Source organism: Rhizobium leguminosarum (assembly GCF_001679785.1).
Taxonomy (GTDB): domain Bacteria; phylum Pseudomonadota; class Alphaproteobacteria; order Rhizobiales; family Rhizobiaceae; genus Rhizobium; species Rhizobium leguminosarum_R.
Genome location: NZ_CP016290.1, coordinates 345,670 through 366,253, shown reverse-complemented (window position 1 = coordinate 366,253; position 20,584 = coordinate 345,670). Strand labels below are relative to the sequence as shown.

The following is a 20,584-nucleotide window of genomic DNA, read 5'->3' as shown; positions in this document are numbered from 1 at the left end:
TTTCCGAACCGCCTTCCCACGCCGCGCGGGATTGTCTGAATTCAAATCATGATTGCGCGACGAAAGACGTTAATCATCCGCGACCTAGCTCAGAAATGAGTATTTCTACTCATTTTGAAGGACAGAAAGATCGCGCATAGTGATCCCCGGGGGGCAGGGAGCGATGATGAAGATTTGCATTGGGGACTCTCGGGCTAACGCCGTAATCATGGAGAAAATCTGGCGATTTCGACACCAGCAATTTGTGGAACGACGTGGGTGGCAGGCATTACGCAAGAGTGACAGACGGGAAATAGATCAGTTTGATCACGATTGCGCTATTCATCTTAGCGTTATCAAGAACGATACGGTGATCGGGTATTCTCGGCTCCTTCCTACGGTGCAGCCACATCTTCTTTCAACCGTCTACCCGCAAATCATGCGAGGTCAAAAGTGGCCAAGGTCGCACGACGTTTTCGAATGGACGCGGTGGGCGGTTGCAAGCGGTGACGAAAGGATTGACGGGGTTCCAGTATCGCGTGTTTTGATGATCGGGTTGATGGAGTTTTGCCGCGTTGCTGGCATCACCTCGCTCATCGGCGAGACGCACCCAAAGCTGATAAACTCCTTGCGCGCCAACGGGTGGCAAACACACATCCTCTCAGAGCCCAGCATTTTCGACAACGAATTAGTCGTGCCGCTCGAAGTCATCCCATCGTCCGCCCCGCAGACGTTTTAGGCAATTAGCTAGTATAGGAAGTTCCGCTCGATGTTTGAACCTTACGGCTCAGGAAGTTTTGGTCACCAATTCGCCGCCAGTCCGGTTCATAAGCGCGCACAAGTCCCTGCCTGGAATTCTTTTGCACGAGCGGTGCCACATCGCAATCAGACCCGCTTTTTTACCGGGCGATTGTCGTACGTTCAATGCTTAGGTCAGAGAGCCAGTCACGTAGCCGCCCGGATCGATTGCAGCCTAATGATTCCGCAGCCTATGCCACCCTAGAACGGCATGGGACAGTCAGTGTAACTCAGTCACTCGCGTCATTGGCACCCCTTTAGGGGAACGGCGAGGAAAGCAACCAACGGAGAATTATAACATGGAAACGATAACTACCCGCAAGCCCGTTAATCTCATCGGTGGCGAGTTGAGCGTGTTTGCCAAGGCGCCGCGCGTCGGACCGACCCCTTCGACCACAGAAATCGCTGCCATGATCAAGGGGGGAAAACCGGGCGACATGGACAAACTCGACGTCTAAGTCTCATCCGTGTGACCGTCGCCAAGGCGGCGGTCACTGCCCCTTTAGATTTTCATCAACTAGGCGATCACCCATGTTCAAGGGAACGATTGACCGAGGTCATCTCGAGTGCGTGGCTGAGCCCCCGATGTACCCGCCGCCCTACCCCAACATCTCCATCAAGATCCTAGACCATCCTTTACTCGAAAGCTTCCGTTGGGACACCACCGATCAAATCATCCTGATCTGCCGCGAGCGTTCCGCCGAAGCGAGTGGGCAGGTTGTGGCACTCAGGGATTGGCCGATAGAACGAGCGCATGATTTCTGTGCTTTTGGGCAATGGCCATTGGACTATCAGACAATTTCGATCAATCGCCATTCCGGCACGGTGACCTTCAGCGCCGGACATGGAGGTGTTGCGCCACTTTATCTGAAGGTCAGCGGTGAGCGCATCGATCTCTCCTGGTCGATAGCGGACTTTTATTCGGGCATGACTCTCGCTGACGTCGACACGGACCGAACTGGCCTGCGTCTTGTCGGGACGCTCCCCTATGCAACAACCACGATGTTTCGCTGTGTTTTCATGCTGACGGAGCGCGGGTCACTTTGCATCAGTAGGACGGGAGCCGTCGAGACGAAATATCCCCCTCCGGCACCGTATTTCATTCCGACCCCGCTTGTGGATGGGGCCGATGTTGCCGCCGCAGCATGCCGTTTGATCGACACCCTGCTGCGTCGCTGGCCGCTCACGCCCGCCCTCACGGCTAGCGAATTCAGCGGAGGATTGGATTCGGCAGTCGTTGCCGCCATTTTGGCGGGGCAGCATCCTGACGCCCTGCAAACCTATGCCTTGGAGGTCGGGGGGCCAGCTCGTAGTCAACAGATTTCGCGGCGCGAAATAGCAATCGAGCACTTTGGCTTTCGCGACCAAACGCTGCGCGTTGACACGATACCAATGGTTCCGTGTGGGTTCGAAGTGAGTAGCGACTACGTCCCCGCTCCCTACAACGCCGATCTTCAGCAGCCTCTCCGTCAACTATTGAAGTCGCTCACAACTGCCTCAGCCCCACGGGCGGTCGCAACTGGTACAGGCGGTGATGAGTTGCTAATGGCCCATGCTTTCGAGCAAAATCATGAGCAATTCGCTCGTAATATTAGCGATGCATTCCTTCCTGCGATCCTTCCCTCTGCCATGACACTGGTGCTCAAAAACCGATTGTCCGACTATGCAGCAAGCTGCGATCGGGCACCCTTTCCTATTCTGCCGATCTCGGTACTGGAGGCACACGCCGCGCGGGCTCCTTTGTTTGCGAGCCATGGCATATGGCCAATTAGCCCATTCGCCCAGCCAGAAGCCGTACGATTTTATCGGAGTTTGCCTTTAGCCTGGAGGCACGAAAAGGCGCTGCACCGCCGGATGTTGGAATGGCTTGGATATCCCAAACGATTCTTAGCCGTTTCTATAAGAGAAAATTTCGAACACTATCTGTCCGGCTCGCTGATTATGGGTGCTAGCGAGATCACTAGTCAATTATCCCGTCGTTGCCTGCTGCATGAACTGGGACTGATCGATGCTGACCACCTGATCGCCACAATAGACGACATCCGATACGATTCTCCGCTTAGCGAGCTCGGCTTTATCTTCCACGCGATTAACGTTGAACTGGCCAACGGGCTACTGAGTTCAACGAGGCGCTCGGAGAGATAAAGCGTTGCGATGCCTTCCATGGTGGCCAATCTGACTGTGCCGCGTATTTCGTCACGATTGCTTACGTCGCTACGAAGAGCATTCACGCCGTTCTCGATTTCCTCCGCTCGCCGCATTGTAACCAGGCCGGCCGGTGTCAGCAGAAGCCCGTCCCTGGTCCTTTCGACGAGTGCACCGCCAACCGTATATTCCAGACGAGCAAGTCGGCGAGATACGGTGGAGTGGCTGACTTTTAGTTCGCGAGCGGCGCCGGTCACGCTCTTGCACCGAACGACGATGAGGAAGAGTTTGAGATCGTCCCAATCAAGATGATCGATTGCAGTCGCCATGCTACCTCCGTCTATTTTTGCACAGGGTAGTGCATCCTATTCGGATTGGCTCGCAAATTCGTTTTGATAGTTTCAAACGTGCTGTGCCGCTGTATGTGTGGTGTGCAGTGAAGCAAAATATCTTGCGGAAACGCGGATCGCCAGCAGGCCGCACTACTTGAACCTACCTTGGGAGAACGCATGTCCAGACGAACTGTGAGTGCCTCGAACGCTGCGGCAGTGGGACCGTATTCGCACGCGACATGGGCCGGCGATCTTCTGTTCTGCTCCGGCCAGACACCGCTAGACCCCGGCACCGGCAAACTTGTCGACGGAAATGTAGCCGACCAGACACGCCAGTGTTTCGATAATCTGTTTCAAGTCCTTGAGGCAGCGGGCCTGGGGTCGGATGATGTCGTATCCGTCAATGTCTATCTCACCGACATGGGTGACTTTGACCAGATGAATGAGATTTACGCGACGCGTTTTTCATCGCCCTACCCGGCCCGCACCACAATCGGCTGCGCCAGCCTGCCGCTTGGAGCACGCATTGAAATCGGTCTAACAGCAAAGCGGCAATCTTGAGCCCGCCTTTGCCGAGCTAGTCGAGATGGCTGATGGCGAGCCTGGATCAGTAGAGGAATGTCGATGGGAAACATGAAATTCTGGGCCGCGGCTGCTCATATTGCCCCCGTCTATCTCGATCCTGGGGCGAGCGCTGAAAAAGCTTGCTCGGTGATAGCAGAGGCTGCCCGAAACGGCGCATCGCTCGTGGCATTTTCGGAGAGCTTTCTTCCCGGTTTCCCTGTCTGGGCAGCACTTTACCCGCCCATTCAATCGCACGAACATTTTAAACGCTTCTTGAAAGCTTCGGTGTACATTGACGGCCCGGAAATTGAGCGTGTGCGAAAGGCCGCCTCCGATAACGGTGTTTTCGTTTCAATCGGTTTTTCCGAGCGCAACCCGGCAAGTGTCGGAGGTTTGTGGAATAGTAATGTTCTGATTTCCGATACCGGCCAAATCCTGATCCACCATCGAAAGCTGGTCGCAACCTTCTTCGAAAAACTAGTTTGGGATCCGGGCGATGGCGCTGGATTGGTCGTCGCAAACACGAGAATCGGTCGCATTGGCGGGCTAATTTGCGGGGAAAATACAAATCCGCTCGCGCGCTACAGTCTGATGACGCAGGGCGAGCAAGTTCATATAAGTAGCTACCCGCCGATCTGGCCCACTCGCGTTCCCACAGAAAGCGACAACTACGACAACCGAGCAGCCAACCGCATCCGTGCCTCAGCACACTGCTTCGAGGCTAAGTGCTTCGGGATCATCGTGGCGGGGCACTTGGACGAAGTCGCACGCAAATCCATTGCCTTGGATGATCCTGCGATCGAAGCGATCATAGATGCCAGTCCGCGGGCCACTAGCTTTTTCCTAGGGCCGACAGGAGCGGCAACTGGTGACGAAATGACCGACGAAGGTATCGGCTATGCCCAAATCGATCTCGACGACTGTGTTGAGCCGAAACGATTTCACGACGTCGTTGCTGGTTACAACCGATTCGATATTTTCGACGTCACCGTGAACCGGATGCGTCGAAACCCAATCAGATTTTTGGAAGGCCGCGCTGAGGACGCTCTAACGAGCCCTGAAGCCGTGGCCATGCCGGAGTAAGGGTGATGGCGCGGACGGGTATGCACATGACCAAGAAGGGTTTCTCCTTCCAGGGCCCTGCCGACGGCGTTCATTATAGCGCGACGATCAGGATGAGACGCGCATTGCCTCGCCTGAACTGCTCCCTGAGAATGGGTTATTGCCTCATCTAAATTGCTCCCGACGAATCAACCTCGGGAGCTGTGATGAGGAAGGTAAGCATGGCGACACGTGCGGAATTGGTGGCAGCGATCAGTTGTCGCTATGTGTTAGGCGGGCGGGCCGAGAAGGCGAGGATGTTAGACGAGTTCGTGGCGCTCACGGGCTTTCATCGCAAGCATGCGATGCGACTGCTGCGAGGAGAACGCGAACCGGCGAAGGGTGGTCCTCGGCCAGGGCGCCGGGTTTACGGCGATGACGTGCGGGCGGCGCTCGTCGTTGTTTGGGAGGCGTCGGATCGAATTTGCGGCAAGCGACTACACCCCCTGTTGCCAACACTGATCGAAGCGATGGAACGTCATGGACATGGCGATATGAATAGCGAGACGCGCCGGCAACTCTTGACGATGAGCCCAGCGACGATTGATCGAGTCCTCAAGGAGATTAAAGCGAGCGCCACGGGTCCGCGGCGCCGGAAAGGATCAACGGCGATTCGGCGTAGTGTTCCCGTTCGAACGTTCTCGGATTGGGATGACCCCGCACCCGGCTTTGTCGAGGCTGATCTCGTTTCTCATTCCGGCCCGTACGCGAGAGGTGCCTTCTCGCAAACGCTGGTGTTGACCGATATAGCCACGGGCTGGACGGAATGCGCGCCGCTGCTGGTTCGCGAGCAAACGGTACTGATCACTGCGTTGACCGAACTGCGCAAGTTGCTGCCGTTCCCGCTGCTGGGCTTCGACACCGACAACGACAGTGTGTTCATGAACGAGAGCGTTCATGAGTATTGCTTGCGAGATAATATCGAACTCACCCGTTGCCGCCCCTACCGAAAGAACGACCAGGCATTTGTCGAGCAGAAGAATGGCGCGATCGTGCGCAAGATCGTTGGATACCGACGCTTCGAGGGGCTGCGAGCCACCCGGGAGCTGGCCAAGCTTTATTCCTCAATGCGGTTGTTCGTGAATTTCTTTCAGCCATCATTCAAGCTGAAAGAAAAGCACCGTGACGGAGCCAAGGTGATCAAGCGCTATCATCGTCCCGCCACGCCTTATCAGCGGCTGCTTGACGACGCACGCACGCCGGAGGATACATGCCTTCGGCTCAAGGCGATGTACCTGACGCTCGATCCGGTTCGGCTGCTCCGCGACATACGGCTGGCACAAGAGAGATTGGTCGAAATTGCTGACAAGCCTGATGGTCCGCCTGCCACCGACGGCGAGGCATTACCGCTCGAAGACTTTCTGTCTGGCTTACGGATTGCTTGGCGTGGTGGTGAAGTGAAACCGACTGCCCGCTCCAAGCCAGCGGCCAAGCGAGAGCGGCGGAGGCCCGATCCTCTACTCGCCGTCACTGCCGAACTCGAGGATTGGTTCGAGGCGGAGCCTTGGCGAACTTCGCGAGAGTTGCTTGAACGCTTGCAGGTCAAATACCCCGGCGTGTATCCCGACGGCCTCATTCGGACCGTGCAGCGTCGAATGAAGATCTGGCGCAGTACACAGGCCAATGCGCTGGTGTTCGGGCCATTCGCCGATGCCGCGCGGCAGACGCAAAACGTAGAGGTCGTGCAGTGAGGCTCTTACCGCCAGGTTGGCCTTCGACAACCCGCGGAAAACATGATGAACGCCCGCGAAGCCGCCCGCTCGCTACAGCGCTATTGAGGGCGCGCTCGCGAGCGGCTTCGCTACCTCCGTCACCTTGCACCAGGTGCGGGGACAAGATCGTAACAACCCGTGAGGCATTCGAGAACATCCGAGTGAGGCAACGGCATTATTCTCCGGGAACACTCTTGGGTGAGGCAATACGAGTCTCACCTTGTTTGTCGCCGCGCAGTTCATGCCCTTAAATCGTGGATCACCCCTGAAGATGATCTTTTTCTGGTCACGCATATGGGGTTCCTGGAGATCGACCCCGAGCATTGGCATTTGGATGTCGATGGCCTCGTGGGTAGCCCGACGAAATTGCATCTGTCTGACCTTCAAGCAATGCCACAGCGCGAGTACATGTCGTTTCACGAATGCGCTGGAAGTCCGCTTGCTCCGACAGTGGCTAAACGCAGGATCGGAAATGTAGTTTGGAAAGGTGTGCCGCTGTCGCTTGTTCTGGAACGCGCAAAGATCAGCAGCCATGCGTCCTACATCTGGACTGCCGGCCTCGAGTGGGGCGGATACGCAGATGTTGAAGAAGCCTATCAAAAAGACCTGCCGATCGGCAAAGCACTTGCAGAAGAAGTTATCCTCGCACTTGAGATCAACGGTCGGCCACTCACTCCAGAGCGCGGAGGACCGGTTCGACTGGTCGTGCCAGGTTGGTATGGCACAAACTCCGTAAAATGGGTTGGTTCGATCACGGCTGCGGATCGGCGCGCAAGCGGCGCCTATACGACGCGCTTCTACAATGACCCTACGGCGTCGGGGATGAAGCCGGTTTGGGGCGTCGCCCCGGAGTCCGTTATCGTATCGCCGTCCCCAAATGATCTGCTGTCAGCGGACATGCCAACGAAAATATGGGGCTGGGCTTGGGGAGATCGTGAGATATCAAGCGTCGAGGTCAGTGTGGACGGTGGAGGCTCATGGCGGACTGCCTCGGTAGGGCCGCGCGAGGGAAGGAGTTGGCAGCGGTTCGAGTTGCCGTGGACCCCTACATCAGGCCAGAATATCTTGCTATGTCGGTGCACGGATGAGTTTGGGGAGGGACAGCCGCTGACTGACGCGAGAAATGGGGTGCACATGGTTCAGCTTGAAGTTGATCTTTGACCCGGAGCCCACTGCGACATTGGGATGGGCGTCCACGGAGGCACGAAAAAATCGAGATTTCTCGATGAGCCAGCGGCACTCCGGTCTGCCAGATCGACAGGACAAGAGCTTTCCTGCGAAAAGTTACAATCGGGTGGCACCGAAGCGGTAGGCCGCCGTCACACCAGGCCACGCACGACAAACACCGCCCATTGAACGGTTGAGGCGATGATCGCGATCACGCGCTGTAGATCAGCAGCTGTCGCAGCACCTGTCCGCGCTTGTCATCGATCGTTGCCGACACCAGGGCGGTTGTTTTGAAATGCGGACTGGTGTCGTCATCATGGCCACCCGTCTTTCCCCTAGTCATCACGGGGTGCATTTCGTTTGTGACTGGATTGAGAAAACCATGCGCAAGAGCCCTCACTCCTGCCAAATCTGGGAGGCTCGCTGCCACGACCTCTTCGCCGATGTCCTCGGATTACCTACAATCTGGATACCTCATTCGTACGCCGATTGTGGGCAATATGGGCTCGACGAACACGCCTCGCCTTTTTGTCACTCGCAAAGAAATTATGAAAATGACCGGCATTTTTCTCGACATCGGCGAATGTGCGTCGGCTCGTGGCTGCCATGGGGAGTAGGAGATTAATCGGCTGTACCTTTCCTGCATCTGCTACGAGACTGTTCACCTCTGTAGGTGCGTAACCGCCGGCGCGATAATCTAGCGTGGCGCGCCCAACGATTCTCGCGGCGGCAATTGCGTTCGTCGAATGTGTACGAATAGTAGCTGACCCTGCTACCTCATCCGGAAGACCGGATTCTCGGGACGCCTCCCAAGGCAGCGTGGTTGTCGTCGAACTTGTTTCGACGGCAGCCACGTGTTGTGGCTATGAGACCGCCTGTGTCGCGAGGATAAAGTATCAATGTTCTGGGAGCGAGCGCCGGTGACTGGCGCGATAAGAATGCCGTTCGTTCTTTGCTTTGCGGTGTGTCGCTCGTCCAGCGAACTAGTCGGATCTACCGCAAGGGGGAGCCAGGATGTCATCGTTTCCGACCTGCCGAAAACGCTTTCTGTGCCGGCCGAATATAAAGGTGGTCCGGAGTAAACTGACTTCGGCGTAACCGGTGTTCTTCCCACGCGTTCTCCTGTCAGCGATCTGTGTTCGACTTTCAATACAAGAGCGAAGGAAGTGTCTCTGTCGAGACTCAGATTCTGCCAATAAATTCAACCCACTGGCGATCGGCCCGATGGTGACGAAATACTCAATTCGACCAACATGTCGGGGTTGTCAGATAGAGGGGAACCTTTCGTGCTGCTTGAGGGAGTCATAGCCGTACATGACCACTTCGAGCTTTGGCCGTCACCAACAGGAGATTGTCAGCTCGAACATTCGCGGACTCAAGCAAACCTTCAACGCTCTTGAGCAATACTATATCGTGGCGAGTTTGTATTCGATCGTTAAAGTATAAACGTACGCTATGGCGATGGGCCAAATATATCAAAAAATATATTAATGTTAAATATTGATCTATGGCGGAGCGCCGTCTAGACCTGCTCAACACGCGGCAGGGGACTACCCTGGTCAGCGACGGGAGGCTTAGATGAACCGACGTGACAAAATGCATCCAAACAAAGCCAGGTGTGATAGCCCGGAAATGGGGCTCGCCTTCCTCGATGGCGAACGTGTGGTTGCTCCACGGCGTGCTATACGCTGGCCGGCCGCACGGAACGAGCATCTGGATGCGCTTCGGGAATTCGCAGATAGCGGAAGATATTATCGGGTTAACCGTCCCGTGGTGACCGGCATGGAGCTGAGCCTTGAAAAATTGTCGCCATTGCAACAACTATCTGCCGAACACGAGGCAAGCATAGGCCCGAGCCTAACCAAAGCACTTCTCGCCACCAAACACGAACCGGAACGAATGCATCAGATCACATGGTCTCTTTCAAAATCTGAACGTGTCTTTGATTGCGCTGGAGGTGATTCCGACAACGGCGAAACCATCGCTACTGATGGACAAGCCGAGGCTCTCGCGAACCGCGGATACATCAAATCCGCCGATGCCTATAATCGGCTAATTGATAGGAATAACCGATCGGCAAAATTACCCGTTGACGGTGAGGCCGACACACGTCCACCGAAGAGCTGTCATGAACATGTTGATTTTGAAAACTGCCACTACATTGATGGCGCTTGCAGGACTTGGAGACACGCTTCGCTTAAAGCCGGCCGCTTACGCAAGATACGACAGGCGGTAGACATTCGACCAGCACGCCATTCCGACGCAGCCTTGTGCCTATGGCATTGAAATTAGTGGCAGAATGCGATAGCTGCCAATTACGGCCGCGGCTGTAATACAGGTGGTTGATGCCGAATCTGGTTCGGGCGCGAAACGCGGTGCCGGCCGACTAATTCGACCTTCAATTCGAAGCGACCGTCCGGTCTCAATGCAAGAAGCTCCTGTAGGGTCCTTGAAGGATATCGACAGAGGAAAACTATCAAATGCGGTGTTGCAAGAACACGCCCCAAGGTCGTGGGGGTGACCCAAATTTTTCTACTGAACCAGAACCTGCAAAGGCCGATATTGCCTACGATGCTATTCGACGAATTCTCCACAGTAACGGTCGTGTGCCGGGGCAACATCTCAGGGAACAGGATCTAGCGTCTAAGCTCGATCTTGGTCGAACGCCAGTTCGCGAAGCGCTTCAGCGGCTTGCAGCTGAAGGGAAGATCCAATACATCCCTCAAAGAGGCTTTTTCACAAGGCCGATGTCGGAAAGAGCTCTGTCAGAATTTTATGTTGTCGGACGTGAGATCCTGATCTCGGCATTAAATCGAATGCGGCCGCAGGTCCCAGAGAGCTGGACCGTGACGGATAAACTGTCCCCTGACGAACTTGCCTTAAGGGCAGAAGCGATATTCACTAAAATTGCCCAAGAAGCATCGAATTGCGAGGCTTGCAAAATCGTTCACCGATTCTGTTTTTGCACTCACCCTTTACGAATGGAAATAACTGCGTCAGAACTTCGGCCCGCGTTTGTCGAAAGCCTCGAGAAGCTAATTGCCGCAATGTCTGAACTAGGCACGGCAACGACCCTGGTGGAGTCCGCGTTGATGAACCACCTGGATCTAGAACAGGGTGCCGTCTCAAGGATTGTACAAGAGGTGAACGAACGTGGATTAACAGGTTTTCCGGGGCCTCCGAAAAGTTTGTGACATCGCAACCGTCATCTCGACGAGTGATCTAATCAACGAGCTTGAAGAATTTTGCCGAGTGCCGCGCATATCTGCGGCTGTTGCGGGCAATCCAAAAGCCAACGTCGGCATCAGCCACCAGCATTTTAATTATGTTGCCAAATCAAAGAGGCTGCTGCCATCCCTTCAGCATTCCAGAATACGGCGCTGGCAAAGCGAAAGGTGCTTGTGTCCTATCGGGCAACGCCCTCCGCAGGTTTCCTTTTGCCGCGGCTTCCCCAGGCCAGCTATGATGATCGAGCGACGTTTTCAGCCGAAGTCTCAAAAGACATTGTGCCAAAGATCATAACAGCCAACGGGATCGACGCTGCGACCTTGGGGGCAGAGGTTACGCCAGGCGGGTATCTCCTCAAAACCAATGCATCGCTTCAGACCGAGGGTGATCTCGATGACGCCGCGGCGGATCGACTTGCCGGCTCCCTGGGCTACGTCTTCCGCCAATATCGCGTCCTTACCTCTCGCCTCAACGACACAAAAGGTAAGACAGGTTTTGTTGTCGTGCGGTTTCCGCAGGGCAGCCTTAACGCCACCGTCGCACAGAGATTCTTCGAGGCAGCGGACGCAACGAAAAAAGGCTTGGGCGGCGGATATGCCGTGTCGGCGATGAGCAGATCTTCCTTCGACGAGATCAGCAGGTTATTATGCATTCCTCCTCGCGAAGACGGCCGACACCAACGGCTGGGCCAAAGATGAATAAGGGCCGGACGAGAACCTACGCTCAAGTCGCTTAGCGGGTTCAGATGGCATTTCGCAAAACGGATCTCGCAGTCGATACGATTTTGAGTGATCGTACGCCGGACCTGGAGCCGCGCCGGAGAAAATCTCACTGCTGCAATGCTCGAGAAATTGAAGACGGCTTAATCCTGCGATGGTTTTAGAATATCTTAGCGCGGCGACTTCGCAGCTTGAGGGGTCACCACCTTTGCCCGATTTTCAGACATTCGGTTTGCAAGCGCCGGGATTGCGGCATCGCGGTAGCTGAACTGATGCCGTGTAATCGCCGTCGGAACAAATGACAGTCGTCCAACATCGCTAATCATAGCGTTCGATATTGGTGCGGATCCCTTCACCAGCCACCGATTTTACATTCGACGGAGGATTGCCAGGACGAGCCGTGCCGCAGGGAGTCCTTATCTCGCCGGAAAGGTACTGGCCGCTGTTGCAGGGCAGCATGTTGACGTCGAGAAAGTCGCTCCTCTTCAGGGAGTTCTGATACGCTATAACTTCTTTCGTCGACAACGGGGTCGAGAAGATCGTCACTCCCTCAAATCCCGGCAACGCCTCTATTGGCTCAATCATGGGCGACGTCTGACCGGGCACAGCTGCAGCGCCAATAACCCATGGGCCAACCGATCCGAAAATGACCGATTTCGGACGATCGGCCGGCGTACCTGAGCTGAAAGGAGAATGCGGGAACCCACTGTCGAGCACTGCCTCATCCCATTGGTAAGCTGTAAACGCTAGAAAATAGGTATATGGCGCAAAACGGTCGATGCGAAGTTTGCCGTCTGGAGTGAAGGTATAGTAAATCCACTCTGTGCCGGAGAATGCCCCTGTTGGCCCCACGACGTTCATATCCCAGGGCTTCTGCCACCATGCAATAGACGCCATGTCGCTTTGAAGCAGGCTTTTCGCAAAAGACCACTTTTGACTATTCGGATTGGGCGTGGCTCCCAACGCGAATGATAGGTAAGCATCGTTCGAATTAGAACTTAGAAGCGATAAGGCGCTACCGCCATTAGGAACGGTATTTTCACGGGTCTTTTCGACCAAAAGGACAGTGAACCCCGTGTCCGGTCTGATCGACGCGCTTTGACTAGTCTCGATTGACGCGTGCGGTGGAAAGTTGAAGGAAGTCTTGTTGGTATAGAAGTCAAATGCCTGCCTCGTATCTTCGGGCACCGGATAATCCGCTTCTGCCGCCGAGTCGTGTATGTACAGCTTTGGAAATTCCCCGAAAATTGGCACTACCTTCGGTGTGAGCGTCTGAGATACTTTGTTCGACGCGCTTCTAAGACAATTTGCTTCATTGGTGCACGGTGCCCCTTGCCCTTCGCCAGCGACAAGACAGCCCAGTGTGGAAAACAATAGGAAGATTTTCATTCCATTATTCATCAAAATAATCCTTTTTTGAAGGCGGAGGTCTTGCTCTAGCGAGTGAGCTCGGTGGTGTTGCGGCGCCCTATCTGGCGCAACATATCGCCGACCACGTCGGGCCAATCAGTGGTGATAAGATTGGTACGATTGACGATCGCCATCTCCGGATCTCCTCGGTAATCTGGTACGATCCCTCGTTGAGCGGTCGATTTTGGATCCGTGTTGTGCTCGAAGCAGCATTTTCCGGCGCTGTTGGCGACTCCCTCTGGAAAGTAGTTACTTTCATGATAGGTGGCGAAGCCCTGCTGCTGGTCGATATAGTCGAAATATGCCTGCAGACCGTCACCTTTATAGAATTGGTTCATTTCAAACTGAATGGAGAACGGCGCCACGTTCCATTGATCATAGATCGAGTCCTCGTGGGGATCATAGTTGGAATTCTTCACATTCTCGTCGTCCGGGTTTTCGACGACAATTAGCCCGCCAATGACATTGGGGTTGTAGGTTGTCCGATTTAAAATCGTGCCGACATCCCCCGCATCCTTTGCTTTGAGCTTGAATACTACGGCTTTGCTGAGTTCCGCATTTCCCTTGGTCGCGAGAATGTCAAGGCAACGTTGCATGAGCTCGACGGGATCAGTGGGGTCCTGATCATCGACCGCCGCCTTGATATCGACGATCATCACGTAACCATGACCATCATCGGAGACATATTGGGCGAGTAGATCGAGCGCGGCAGAGAACGTTAGGAACTTCGCCTTTCGCCCTTGTGAATCCGTAAAAACGCGGCCATGGCGGTCCCGTAGATCGGCCTGTCGTAGCTGCGAAAAGTTCTGATTATATAATAGGCCGCTTCCAGTTGACTCGCGCTCAATCCTGTAGTCGTGAGATAGAACGACTTCATTGTCTGCGGTGAAGCGGGCATCGACTTCCACGCTCTCAATCTGCGAATTCCAGGCATCCTGCAACGCATAGGCTGAATTCTCGGGATAGATCTCCCAAGATCCGCGGTGCGCAGATAGCAGGACCAAGTCATCGTCGGGTTTCGGCAGCTTAAACATGTTTCTTGTAATCGCACTTACAAGATATGGTGAAGGCTTTACCGGAAGCAGCGCCTCTGCTTCGGCATAGGATGGAATCGCGAAAGCAAAAAAAGAAGTTAAAATGAGCGATGCCCGCAGATCCCGTCGGCCGCCGAGGTAACCAAAACGAGAGGCGTAAAAATTTAGGATGGCTGATGCTACGTTGTTGCTGGTGTGCATAAGGTTCAGAACCTTTCGATGAGAATTTGGGTAGCTCGCTACGTTGTACGGCGTGTTCCTGGGGCTTTTTGCAACAGCGCAAACCGTCTCAGCAGTGGCCAAGGCCTGGGGTGGGAACGAAAGCAGGGAAGAGGCCCACGCTGCGCGATGGGATTTGTCGGCCGACGCCTGGTTCACCCCTTGCGCTATGGCTGTAATAACAGGCTGTCCGACATCAAGATGATCCCTAAAAGCGGAGCCCAACAAAGACGTTGCGTTTGCCGGGTTGCGACATCGCCTGCTCACGGGTTGAGAGATTTTTGATGAAAGCAGCTTGGAGCTCCGACTCAGCTATTTTCGTCCTGGCGTAGCGGTTCTCAGGGGAGGAGGCGTCGGCAGGACTCTCTCCATCAAAGCTGCTGCGCCATAGGGTGTTTGGACGCAATCAATTGCCTGCCAGCCGCTCTTTTCGTAAAGAACCCGCGCGTCCTCTGTTATCAAGTAAAGGCTTTTGTAACCGAGGCGCAATGCTTCATGCTCCAGCCGCTCGATCAACAACGTGGCTATTCCTTTCTTGCGGTGAAATGGATGGACAAAAAGCGACTTAAGCCACGGGGATAGATGAGATTTTCCATCGAAATCACGATCAGCCAACGTGACCATTCCAACTGGCAATGCGTTTTCAATGGCGACCAGTGTTAGCGGCACTGAACCTTTCTTTGCTTCTTCAAACTCTGCTCGCGTTTGTTCGTACGAACCATGCGATTGACAGCCCCATTGTCCGAAAGTCCAGCTTGCGCAAATGGAAATGAAATTCGGAAGTCTTTCTAGGTACTCGATCGTTACCGGACTTCCAGCTACCGTTGGTATCGCGGTCATAGTGTCTCCATGTTTCCGGCGGGCCGAGCAATCGAGCGAGGATCGGTCAATTTAAGGTGAAGCCGGTACACCAACTGATGCTATCGGATCCCACGATTTATCCTGGACAGTGCGGCTGCGATTCAAGACGGTTCGCCAGCGCGCAACTCCGTGATCACAAACCTGCTAAGATTTGTGGCAACGCCGCCATGCGGCTAAACAGCTTTGTGGCACCTGCCTCTATCAGTTTGTCTCCATGCCCAGGAAGGCAATGCGAGCCACCTATGAAGCCAATCACCATCATCCCCGCTCCCACCGCCGCCTGAGTTCCAGCAACGCTGTCTTCAATAACGAGACAACTTCCAGCCGGTGTGTTCATATTCTGTGCTGCAAACAGAAACAGATCCGGCGCTGGCTTACCACGCGCAACTTGCGAAGCACTGAAGAGATGGGGCCAAAAGAAATCATGCAGGTCTGTGACTTTGAGTGCCAAGCAGAGCTTTGCAGCGTCACTGTTCGACGCCACGCACTTCCTTAAATCGATAGCTTCCAAGGTTTGTCGAACGCCGCTGATTGCACGCAGATCACGAGTATATCGACTTGCAACTTCGGCCATCACACATTCATGATGATCCTCCGGTAGGCGTAAGCCGCCCTCGGATTCTATCACTGAATAACTTTGCTGGTCAGTCATTCCTATGAAGCGATCGTTATACTCTTCAGCGGATATGACATAGCCGCATTTCGCCAAAGCTTCGATGTGCACCTTGGTTGCGATAAGCTCGCTATCGACGAGAACCCCGTCGCAGTCGAAGATCAATAGTTCCGGACTTTTTGAAAAAGACATACAAGGAGTCCTCGTTGTAATGGCTCTGAGTTTTGTCCCAGTGCAGCTTTCCGGGCATTCAGCAGAGTATGATTGAAACCGATTGGATGTTGATCATTGTGGCACTGGGAAATTGCTGCGACGCGCAGTGCTCAGCCGGAAATTGCTCCCGCGGCGATCTTCGGGCCTTGCTTATGAAGAGCATTCCAAACCTTGTGAAACGCCTCTGCATAAAGCGCCATCAATTCGCCATCGTTGGGCGGCGCAATCTCGGAAACGTAAAACATCGTATCCAAGAGTTTCACTGTATTTGGAAAATCGGCGGCCTTCCAGTTTTCGCGAATGTCCGGAAGATATTCGAATACGGGCTTCGTGAGCCAAACACAGATAGGTACGCCTTCGGCCTGCAGCGATTTGACCACGAAATCCCTTGCCGCCGGGCCTGGCGCGAAGCCAAGTGCCGCAGGTTCGATCCGGAGGGGAAAGTTGAGCATCGAATGGTGGCAGTCAGACGGGTTGAAAAGAGGAAATATACCCACAAGCTCGCTGATCATCTCCCATAAAAGCTTGCTATTGTCTCTTCGGATTTGGAGTTGCGTATCCATCTCTGTGACCCGCAAGTTCGCTATAGATGAAGAGAATACGTTTGGCCTGTAGTTGTAGCCTTGGGAATAGGGCGAGAATATTCGCGCTCCACTCCGAGACGAGCTGGACAGCGATACGCGATCAACATGTGCAATCAAGTTGGCGTCCTCGGTAATCACGAATCCCAGTTCGCCAGCCCCAAGATGCTTGGCGCCGTTTCCGGATAGAGCGAGTGCGTCTGCATCAAGATGTGCACCGCCGACGATTGGTTTCGCGGCTCCGATCGATTGGCAGATGTCGTCGATCACAGCAATGCCTTGAGCTCGCGCTGCAGACCTCGCGTCGGGGACGAGAACATTGTTTCCGAAAAGGTGAGTGACTAAAACTGCAGCCACGTTGGGGCCGAACTCTTCAGCGGCCGCGCGCTGATCAATCCCGGCCAAGTTCATGTCGACATCAACGAAGACGGGTTGGAGACCGCTGATCGTGATTGGCCCTACCGCTCCCGGCCAATTCAATGCTGCGGTAACAACTTGCTCGCCTCGCTGTTTGACGTAGTCGAGCTCGATGTGGATGGCTGCCGTTCCGCTGCCGACAGCGCGCACTTGCCACTTCCCAGTCCACCTTGCAAGATTTTGCTCCAATTCGCTCACGATTGGATGGTTAACGCGGTGATACCTTCCACCATCCACAACTCCACGCAGGGCATCCGAGTGTTTCTTCTCCGCTGCGGGCCAAGGCGTAACACGTCCCTGGGGGACCACAGGCTTCCCACCGAAAACGGCGAGCTTCTCGACTGAGAAAGCACCAGTTGCGTTGCGAGTTATGAGCCGTAGTGCACCGAATCCGTTCATCGCGTTCTCCAATCATGCTCATTAGAATGCTGATCAGCCCACACAAACGCTAGCACTGCTTTCCCAGCTATGATAGCTGAAATTAAGTATATAAAAAATTATATGCTAAAGTATATTTACGATGCGAGAGATAAAGTAAGTATAATATCGGATTCTGTTGTGTATGGTCAGGCAGCCGCTTGGGCGTCACCTTGGTCAGCTTCTGCACGGAGCGCTTGGGATATTTCAATAGTTCTTTTATGATCGGGCGGACAACTAAGATCACTGAATGAAGGCTTGGGACGGGAACCGGCCAAAGTTTCCCGTAAAGCGCCAGGTGCCGATCATAAGATGCGTTGGAAGAACAGCACATGGCCCCCAGATCATAACCCGAGCCTCACCGGATGGCGAAGAAGCGGTTAGCCCTCTGATAGTGCTGGCCGTTGGTGGCGCAATTGATTCGGCCAACAGGATTGGATTCTATGGACTCTTTGATAAGAAGACTCGAAGCTCACCGACTGGGAGAAAGTGAGGGCAGTCCTGACGATCGCCATAAAGATGAGAGCGCTAAGGGTATAGTACCGGCCCAAAAACTGATTCCAACGGGAACCTTGGGCCCTGCGAATCGGGGCCGATTGCTGCAAGCCTTGTACGACATAGGGCCATCCAGCAGGGCGGACCTGGCCCGCCTTACCGGTGTGACTCGAGGGACTATCGGAGGGATTGTGCAGCCCCTGATCGATCAGGGTGTTCTTGCGGAAGGAGAGGTGATACCTCCCAGCGAAGCAGGCGGCAAGCCGGCTACCAAGCTGTGGTTTTCCAAGGATGCAAGGCCAATATGCGCGGTGCTCCTGCTGCACGACCGCGTGAGTGCGTGTTTGGTCTCTTTGGAGGGCGAGGTCTATGCTCAACACGCCGCCGATTTTCCGAAAAACCTAACACACCCCTCCGACGCATTCCGTATTATAAGCACCTGTGTCGAAGAAACTATCGCGTCTGGCACACCGATCTTAGGGATAGGTGTAGCAGTTGCAGGAATGATCAATACGGAGACGGGCACAATCGTGACCGTCAGTCTCGGGCCATTCCTGGACGGCTTACCGCTCGAAGCCGAGTTGCACAAAAGATTCGGCGTTACCGTGTGTGTCGATCAGGATACCAGAGCTTTGCTGGTTGGGGACAGAGCTGGCTCGGTTTGTCTGAACAGTTCCGGGCGTTTTGCTAAGTGGATTTCCGCCTCGATTATGCTGCCACCATCATCGGCGTCAGCGCATTGAAGTAAGCCCGATCCGGCGTCTGCCGGTCAAGGGATGAATGTGGGCGTCGGGTGTTGTAAAAGCTCAGATATCGGCCGATGGCAGCGCGGGCCTCGGAAACGCTCTTGTAGGCGTGGAGATAGATCTCCTCGTATTTGATCGACCGCCAGAGCCGTTCGACGAAGACATTGTCTCGCCACGCGCCTTTGCCATCCATGGAGATGGCGATGTCGGCGTTCTTCAGAACGGCGGTGAAGTCGACGGAGGTGAACTGCGACCCCTGATCGGTGTTGAAGATGTCGGGCTTGCCATAGCGGGCAAGCGCTTCTTCGACCGCTTCTATGCAGAAGGCTGCTTCCATCGTGATCGACAGCCGCCACGATAGGACCTTCCGGCTGAACCAGTCCACGACAGCGCAGAGATAGACGAAGCCCCGTGCCATCGGAATGTAGGTCAGGTCCATCGCCCAGACCTGATTGGGTCTGGTGACCGCCAGCTTGCGAAGGAGATAGGGATAGACCTTGTGTCCTGGTGCCGGTTTCGAGGTGTTCGGGCGACGGTAAATCGCCTCGATGCCCATCTTCTTCATCAGGGTGGCGACGTGCAGCCGTCCGGTTTGCAGCCCTTCTGCCTTCAAAAGCCCTTGCAACATCCGGCTTCCGGCAAACGGGTAATCGAGATGCAGTTCGTCGATCCGGCGCATCAAAGCCAGATCGACGTCCGACACGGGACGTGGAGAATAATAGACGCTGCCACGGCTGAAGCCGAGAAGCTTCGCCTGGCGCACGACCGACAGTTTGTGCTCGCGGTCGATCATTTCTTTCCGCCCGGCAATCCCGCCTTTCCGAGCGCACCGGACAAAAAATCGTTCTCCAGCGTCAGTTCGCCGATCTTGGCGTGCAGCGTTTTGACATCGACGGTTGGACCCGCCGGCTCCGCCTTGGCTTCATCGCCGAAAACGCCCGTCGCCCCCTCAAGGAGCTGGTCTTTCCACTGCTTGATCTGATTGGCGTGCACGTCGAACTGCTGGGACAGTTCCACCAGCGTCTGTTCGCCCCTGATCGCGGCGAGCGCCACCTTTGCCTTGAAAGCCGGGCTATGGTTCCGGCGCGGTCGTCTCGTCATGGTATCTCCTGTTCCCGGCATCTAAGCCGAAGTCAGGCAGAAATTCCACTTATCCTGGCTGTTCAGATTTCCCGAGCCAGCTCTGACCGATGGTTTGGACAAGGCCGCGGTCGGAGAAACTTCGCCTCCGTCCATATCGGCGAGACTTTGGGTGGAGCGCTTTACCTTGATGGGCATCTCTATCGGGGACCCGCAGGTGCAGGCGGGGAAATCGGTCATACGACCGTAGACATCAGAGGTCGGATATGCCAGTGCGGCCGACGCGGATGCTGGGAAACAATCGCCAGCTCGAAGTGGTTAACGGACGAGGCCAAGGTCAGGCGGTTGCCACAACCTCACTCCCTAGATGTGAGCCGATTATTGACTCTGGCCAACGACGATATCCCAGGCGCAAGAGAATTACTTCGCGACTACGCGTTCAATATTTCGGTCGGCCTGGCGAACCTCCAGCAGTTCATGGCGCCCAATTTTATCGTTATTCACGGCGACATCGTACGAGGGGGAAACTCCATACTTCATTTAATCCAGGAAAGCTTTCGGGTTTTGGTATTCCATCGCCCGGGTGATGAAATTGTCCTTGCCTTCGGAGATGGCGAATGCCTGGCGGCTCTACGCGGTGCTGCCAGTCTGCTTCTTTCTGAATTGCTGAATTTCGTCATCTAATGACATCCGCGATACGATCCTCAGGAAGCGTCTTAAGTGGCGCCAAGATGGGCTGCCTTTGAAAGCATC

The 20,584-nt window shown here is 54.8% G+C and carries 19 protein-coding genes and 1 pseudogene; 12 read left to right on the top strand and 8 right to left on the bottom strand.

The genetic code is table 11. The features are described from left to right. Positions 1 to 163: 163 nt before the first annotated feature. From BA011_RS36220 to BA011_RS36215, 3 genes are all read left to right on the top strand, one after another. On the top strand, positions 164 to 718 hold the full coding sequence (locus BA011_RS36220; protein WP_065284369.1) for an acyl-homoserine-lactone synthase: 555 nt from the start codon (positions 164 to 166) through the stop codon (positions 716 to 718). Between the two features lie 358 nt (positions 719 to 1,076). Further along, positions 1,077 to 1,235, top strand: a complete 159-nt coding sequence (locus tag BA011_RS44680) for a hypothetical protein (protein ID WP_167379018.1) — start codon at positions 1,077 to 1,079, stop codon at positions 1,233 to 1,235. A gap of 73 nt (positions 1,236 to 1,308) precedes the next feature. Next, positions 1,309 to 2,922, top strand: coding sequence for an asparagine synthase-related protein (locus BA011_RS36215; protein WP_065284368.1), 1,614 nt, complete (start codon positions 1,309 to 1,311; stop codon positions 2,920 to 2,922). Here the strand turns inward: BA011_RS36215 and BA011_RS46410 are convergent. Continuing rightward, a pseudogene (locus tag BA011_RS46410) lies at positions 2,889 to 3,251 on the bottom strand (LysR family transcriptional regulator); the annotation flags it as partial. The gene BA011_RS36215 and the pseudogene BA011_RS46410 sit on opposite strands and share 34 nt — an antisense overlap. A 180-nt stretch (positions 3,252 to 3,431) precedes the next feature. On the opposite strand from BA011_RS46410, the gene BA011_RS36210 reads away from it, so the two are divergent. From BA011_RS36210 to BA011_RS36195, 4 genes are all read left to right on the top strand, one after another. Beyond that, positions 3,432 to 3,815, top strand: a complete 384-nt coding sequence (locus BA011_RS36210) for a RidA family protein (RefSeq protein ID WP_065284367.1) — start codon at positions 3,432 to 3,434, stop codon at positions 3,813 to 3,815. 63 nt (positions 3,816 to 3,878) lie between these two features. Further along, a complete protein-coding gene (locus BA011_RS36205) occupies positions 3,879 to 4,901 on the top strand; it encodes a carbon-nitrogen hydrolase family protein (protein WP_064250620.1) in 1,023 nt (340 codons plus the stop codon). Positions 4,902 to 5,086: 185 nt separating this feature from the next. Further along, entirely contained in the window at positions 5,087 to 6,610 is a 1,524-nt protein-coding gene (locus BA011_RS36200; RefSeq protein WP_065284366.1) for an ISNCY family transposase, read from the top strand. A 219-nt stretch (positions 6,611 to 6,829) separates the two neighbouring features. Further along, positions 6,830 to 7,792: a molybdopterin-dependent oxidoreductase gene (locus BA011_RS36195; protein WP_151343749.1), complete on the top strand. Its 963-nt coding sequence runs from the start codon at positions 6,830 to 6,832 to the stop codon at positions 7,790 to 7,792. 217 nt (positions 7,793 to 8,009) lie between these two features. On the opposite strand, the gene BA011_RS46195 is transcribed toward BA011_RS36195, so the two are convergent. After that, a complete protein-coding gene (locus BA011_RS46195; protein ID WP_257785329.1) occupies positions 8,010 to 8,144 on the bottom strand; it encodes a hypothetical protein in 135 nt (44 codons plus the stop codon). A gap of 1,232 nt (positions 8,145 to 9,376) precedes the next feature. Between BA011_RS46195 and BA011_RS44675 the strand changes: the two genes are divergently transcribed. From BA011_RS44675 to BA011_RS36190, 3 genes are all read left to right on the top strand, one after another. Further along, positions 9,377 to 10,084, top strand: coding sequence for a hypothetical protein (locus BA011_RS44675; RefSeq protein WP_155773543.1), 708 nt, complete (start codon positions 9,377 to 9,379; stop codon positions 10,082 to 10,084). A gap of 194 nt (positions 10,085 to 10,278) precedes the next feature. Further along, positions 10,279 to 10,992, top strand: a complete 714-nt coding sequence (locus tag BA011_RS43420; RefSeq protein ID WP_072642680.1) for a GntR family transcriptional regulator — start codon at positions 10,279 to 10,281, stop codon at positions 10,990 to 10,992. 201 nt (positions 10,993 to 11,193) lie between these two features. Continuing rightward, complete coding sequence (locus tag BA011_RS36190; protein WP_237352821.1) at positions 11,194 to 11,724, top strand: hypothetical protein; 531 nt, start codon at positions 11,194 to 11,196, stop codon at positions 11,722 to 11,724. Between the two features lie 339 nt (positions 11,725 to 12,063). Here BA011_RS36190 and BA011_RS36185 read toward each other — a convergent pair whose 3' ends face one another. The 5 genes from BA011_RS36185 to BA011_RS36170 form a co-directional block, all read right to left on the bottom strand. After that, the gene (locus BA011_RS36185; RefSeq protein WP_420493453.1) at positions 12,064 to 13,146 is read right to left on the bottom strand and encodes a hypothetical protein; all 1,083 of its coding nucleotides are present in this window, start codon (positions 13,144 to 13,146) and stop codon (positions 12,064 to 12,066) included. Between the two features lie 35 nt (positions 13,147 to 13,181). Beyond that, entirely contained in the window at positions 13,182 to 14,390 is a 1,209-nt protein-coding gene (locus tag BA011_RS36180; protein ID WP_237352820.1) for a glycerophosphodiester phosphodiesterase family protein, read from the bottom strand. A gap of 330 nt (positions 14,391 to 14,720) precedes the next feature. Continuing rightward, the gene (locus tag BA011_RS43415) at positions 14,721 to 15,248 is read right to left on the bottom strand and encodes a GNAT family N-acetyltransferase (protein WP_237352819.1); all 528 of its coding nucleotides are present in this window, start codon (positions 15,246 to 15,248) and stop codon (positions 14,721 to 14,723) included. Positions 15,249 to 15,402: 154 nt separating this feature from the next. Further along, the gene (locus tag BA011_RS36175) at positions 15,403 to 16,074 is read right to left on the bottom strand and encodes an HAD family hydrolase (RefSeq protein WP_062943398.1); all 672 of its coding nucleotides are present in this window, start codon (positions 16,072 to 16,074) and stop codon (positions 15,403 to 15,405) included. Between the two features lie 131 nt (positions 16,075 to 16,205). Further along, complete coding sequence (locus BA011_RS36170; RefSeq protein ID WP_062943399.1) at positions 16,206 to 17,492, bottom strand: DegT/DnrJ/EryC1/StrS family aminotransferase; 1,287 nt, start codon at positions 17,490 to 17,492, stop codon at positions 16,206 to 16,208. A 704-nt stretch (positions 17,493 to 18,196) separates the two neighbouring features. Here BA011_RS36170 and BA011_RS43410 point away from each other — a divergent pair. Next, complete coding sequence (locus BA011_RS43410) at positions 18,197 to 18,748, top strand: ROK family protein (RefSeq protein WP_237352818.1); 552 nt, start codon at positions 18,197 to 18,199, stop codon at positions 18,746 to 18,748. Here BA011_RS43410 and BA011_RS36160 read toward each other — a convergent pair. Continuing rightward, positions 18,714 to 19,852, bottom strand: a protein-coding gene (locus BA011_RS36160) for an IS3 family transposase (protein ID WP_186806533.1) whose coding sequence is annotated in 2 segments (ribosomal slippage) — positions 18,714 to 19,594 and positions 19,594 to 19,852 — 1,140 coding nt in all. Because the reading frame shifts where the segments join, the coding sequence is not laid out codon by codon here. The two genes, BA011_RS43410 and BA011_RS36160, sit on opposite strands and share 35 nt — an antisense overlap. Between BA011_RS36160 and BA011_RS36150 the strand changes: the two genes are divergently transcribed. Further along, positions 19,826 to 20,515, top strand: a complete 690-nt coding sequence (locus tag BA011_RS36150; RefSeq protein WP_237352817.1) for an ROK family protein — start codon at positions 19,826 to 19,828, stop codon at positions 20,513 to 20,515. The genes BA011_RS36160 and BA011_RS36150 overlap by 27 nt on opposite strands. Positions 20,516 to 20,584: the final 69 nt, after the last annotated feature.

Coding starts and splice junctions, on each gene's coding strand:
- BA011_RS36220 (WP_065284369.1), top strand. CDS start 164: ATGATGAAGATTTGCATTGGGGACTCTCGGGCTAACGCCGTAATCATG.
- BA011_RS44680 (WP_167379018.1), top strand. CDS start 1,077: ATGGAAACGATAACTACCCGCAAGCCCGTTAATCTCATCGGTGGCGAG.
- BA011_RS36215 (WP_065284368.1), top strand. CDS start 1,309: ATGTTCAAGGGAACGATTGACCGAGGTCATCTCGAGTGCGTGGCTGAG.
- BA011_RS36210 (WP_065284367.1), top strand. CDS start 3,432: ATGTCCAGACGAACTGTGAGTGCCTCGAACGCTGCGGCAGTGGGACCG.
- BA011_RS36205 (WP_064250620.1), top strand. CDS start 3,879: ATGGGAAACATGAAATTCTGGGCCGCGGCTGCTCATATTGCCCCCGTC.
- BA011_RS36200 (WP_065284366.1), top strand. CDS start 5,087: ATGAGGAAGGTAAGCATGGCGACACGTGCGGAATTGGTGGCAGCGATC.
- BA011_RS44675 (WP_155773543.1), top strand. CDS start 9,377: ATGAACCGACGTGACAAAATGCATCCAAACAAAGCCAGGTGTGATAGC.
- BA011_RS43420 (WP_072642680.1), top strand. CDS start 10,279: ATGCGGTGTTGCAAGAACACGCCCCAAGGTCGTGGGGGTGACCCAAAT.
- BA011_RS36185 (WP_420493453.1), bottom strand. CDS start 13,146: ATGAATAATGGAATGAAAATCTTCCTATTGTTTTCCACACTGGGCTGT.
- BA011_RS36180 (WP_237352820.1), bottom strand. CDS start 14,390: ATGCACACCAGCAACAACGTAGCATCAGCCATCCTAAATTTTTACGCC.
- BA011_RS43415 (WP_237352819.1), bottom strand. CDS start 15,248: ATGACCGCGATACCAACGGTAGCTGGAAGTCCGGTAACGATCGAGTAC.
- BA011_RS36175 (WP_062943398.1), bottom strand. CDS start 16,074: ATGTCTTTTTCAAAAAGTCCGGAACTATTGATCTTCGACTGCGACGGG.
- BA011_RS36170 (WP_062943399.1), bottom strand. CDS start 17,492: ATGAACGGATTCGGTGCACTACGGCTCATAACTCGCAACGCAACTGGT.
- BA011_RS36150 (WP_237352817.1), top strand. CDS start 19,826: ATGGTTCCGGCGCGGTCGTCTCGTCATGGTATCTCCTGTTCCCGGCAT.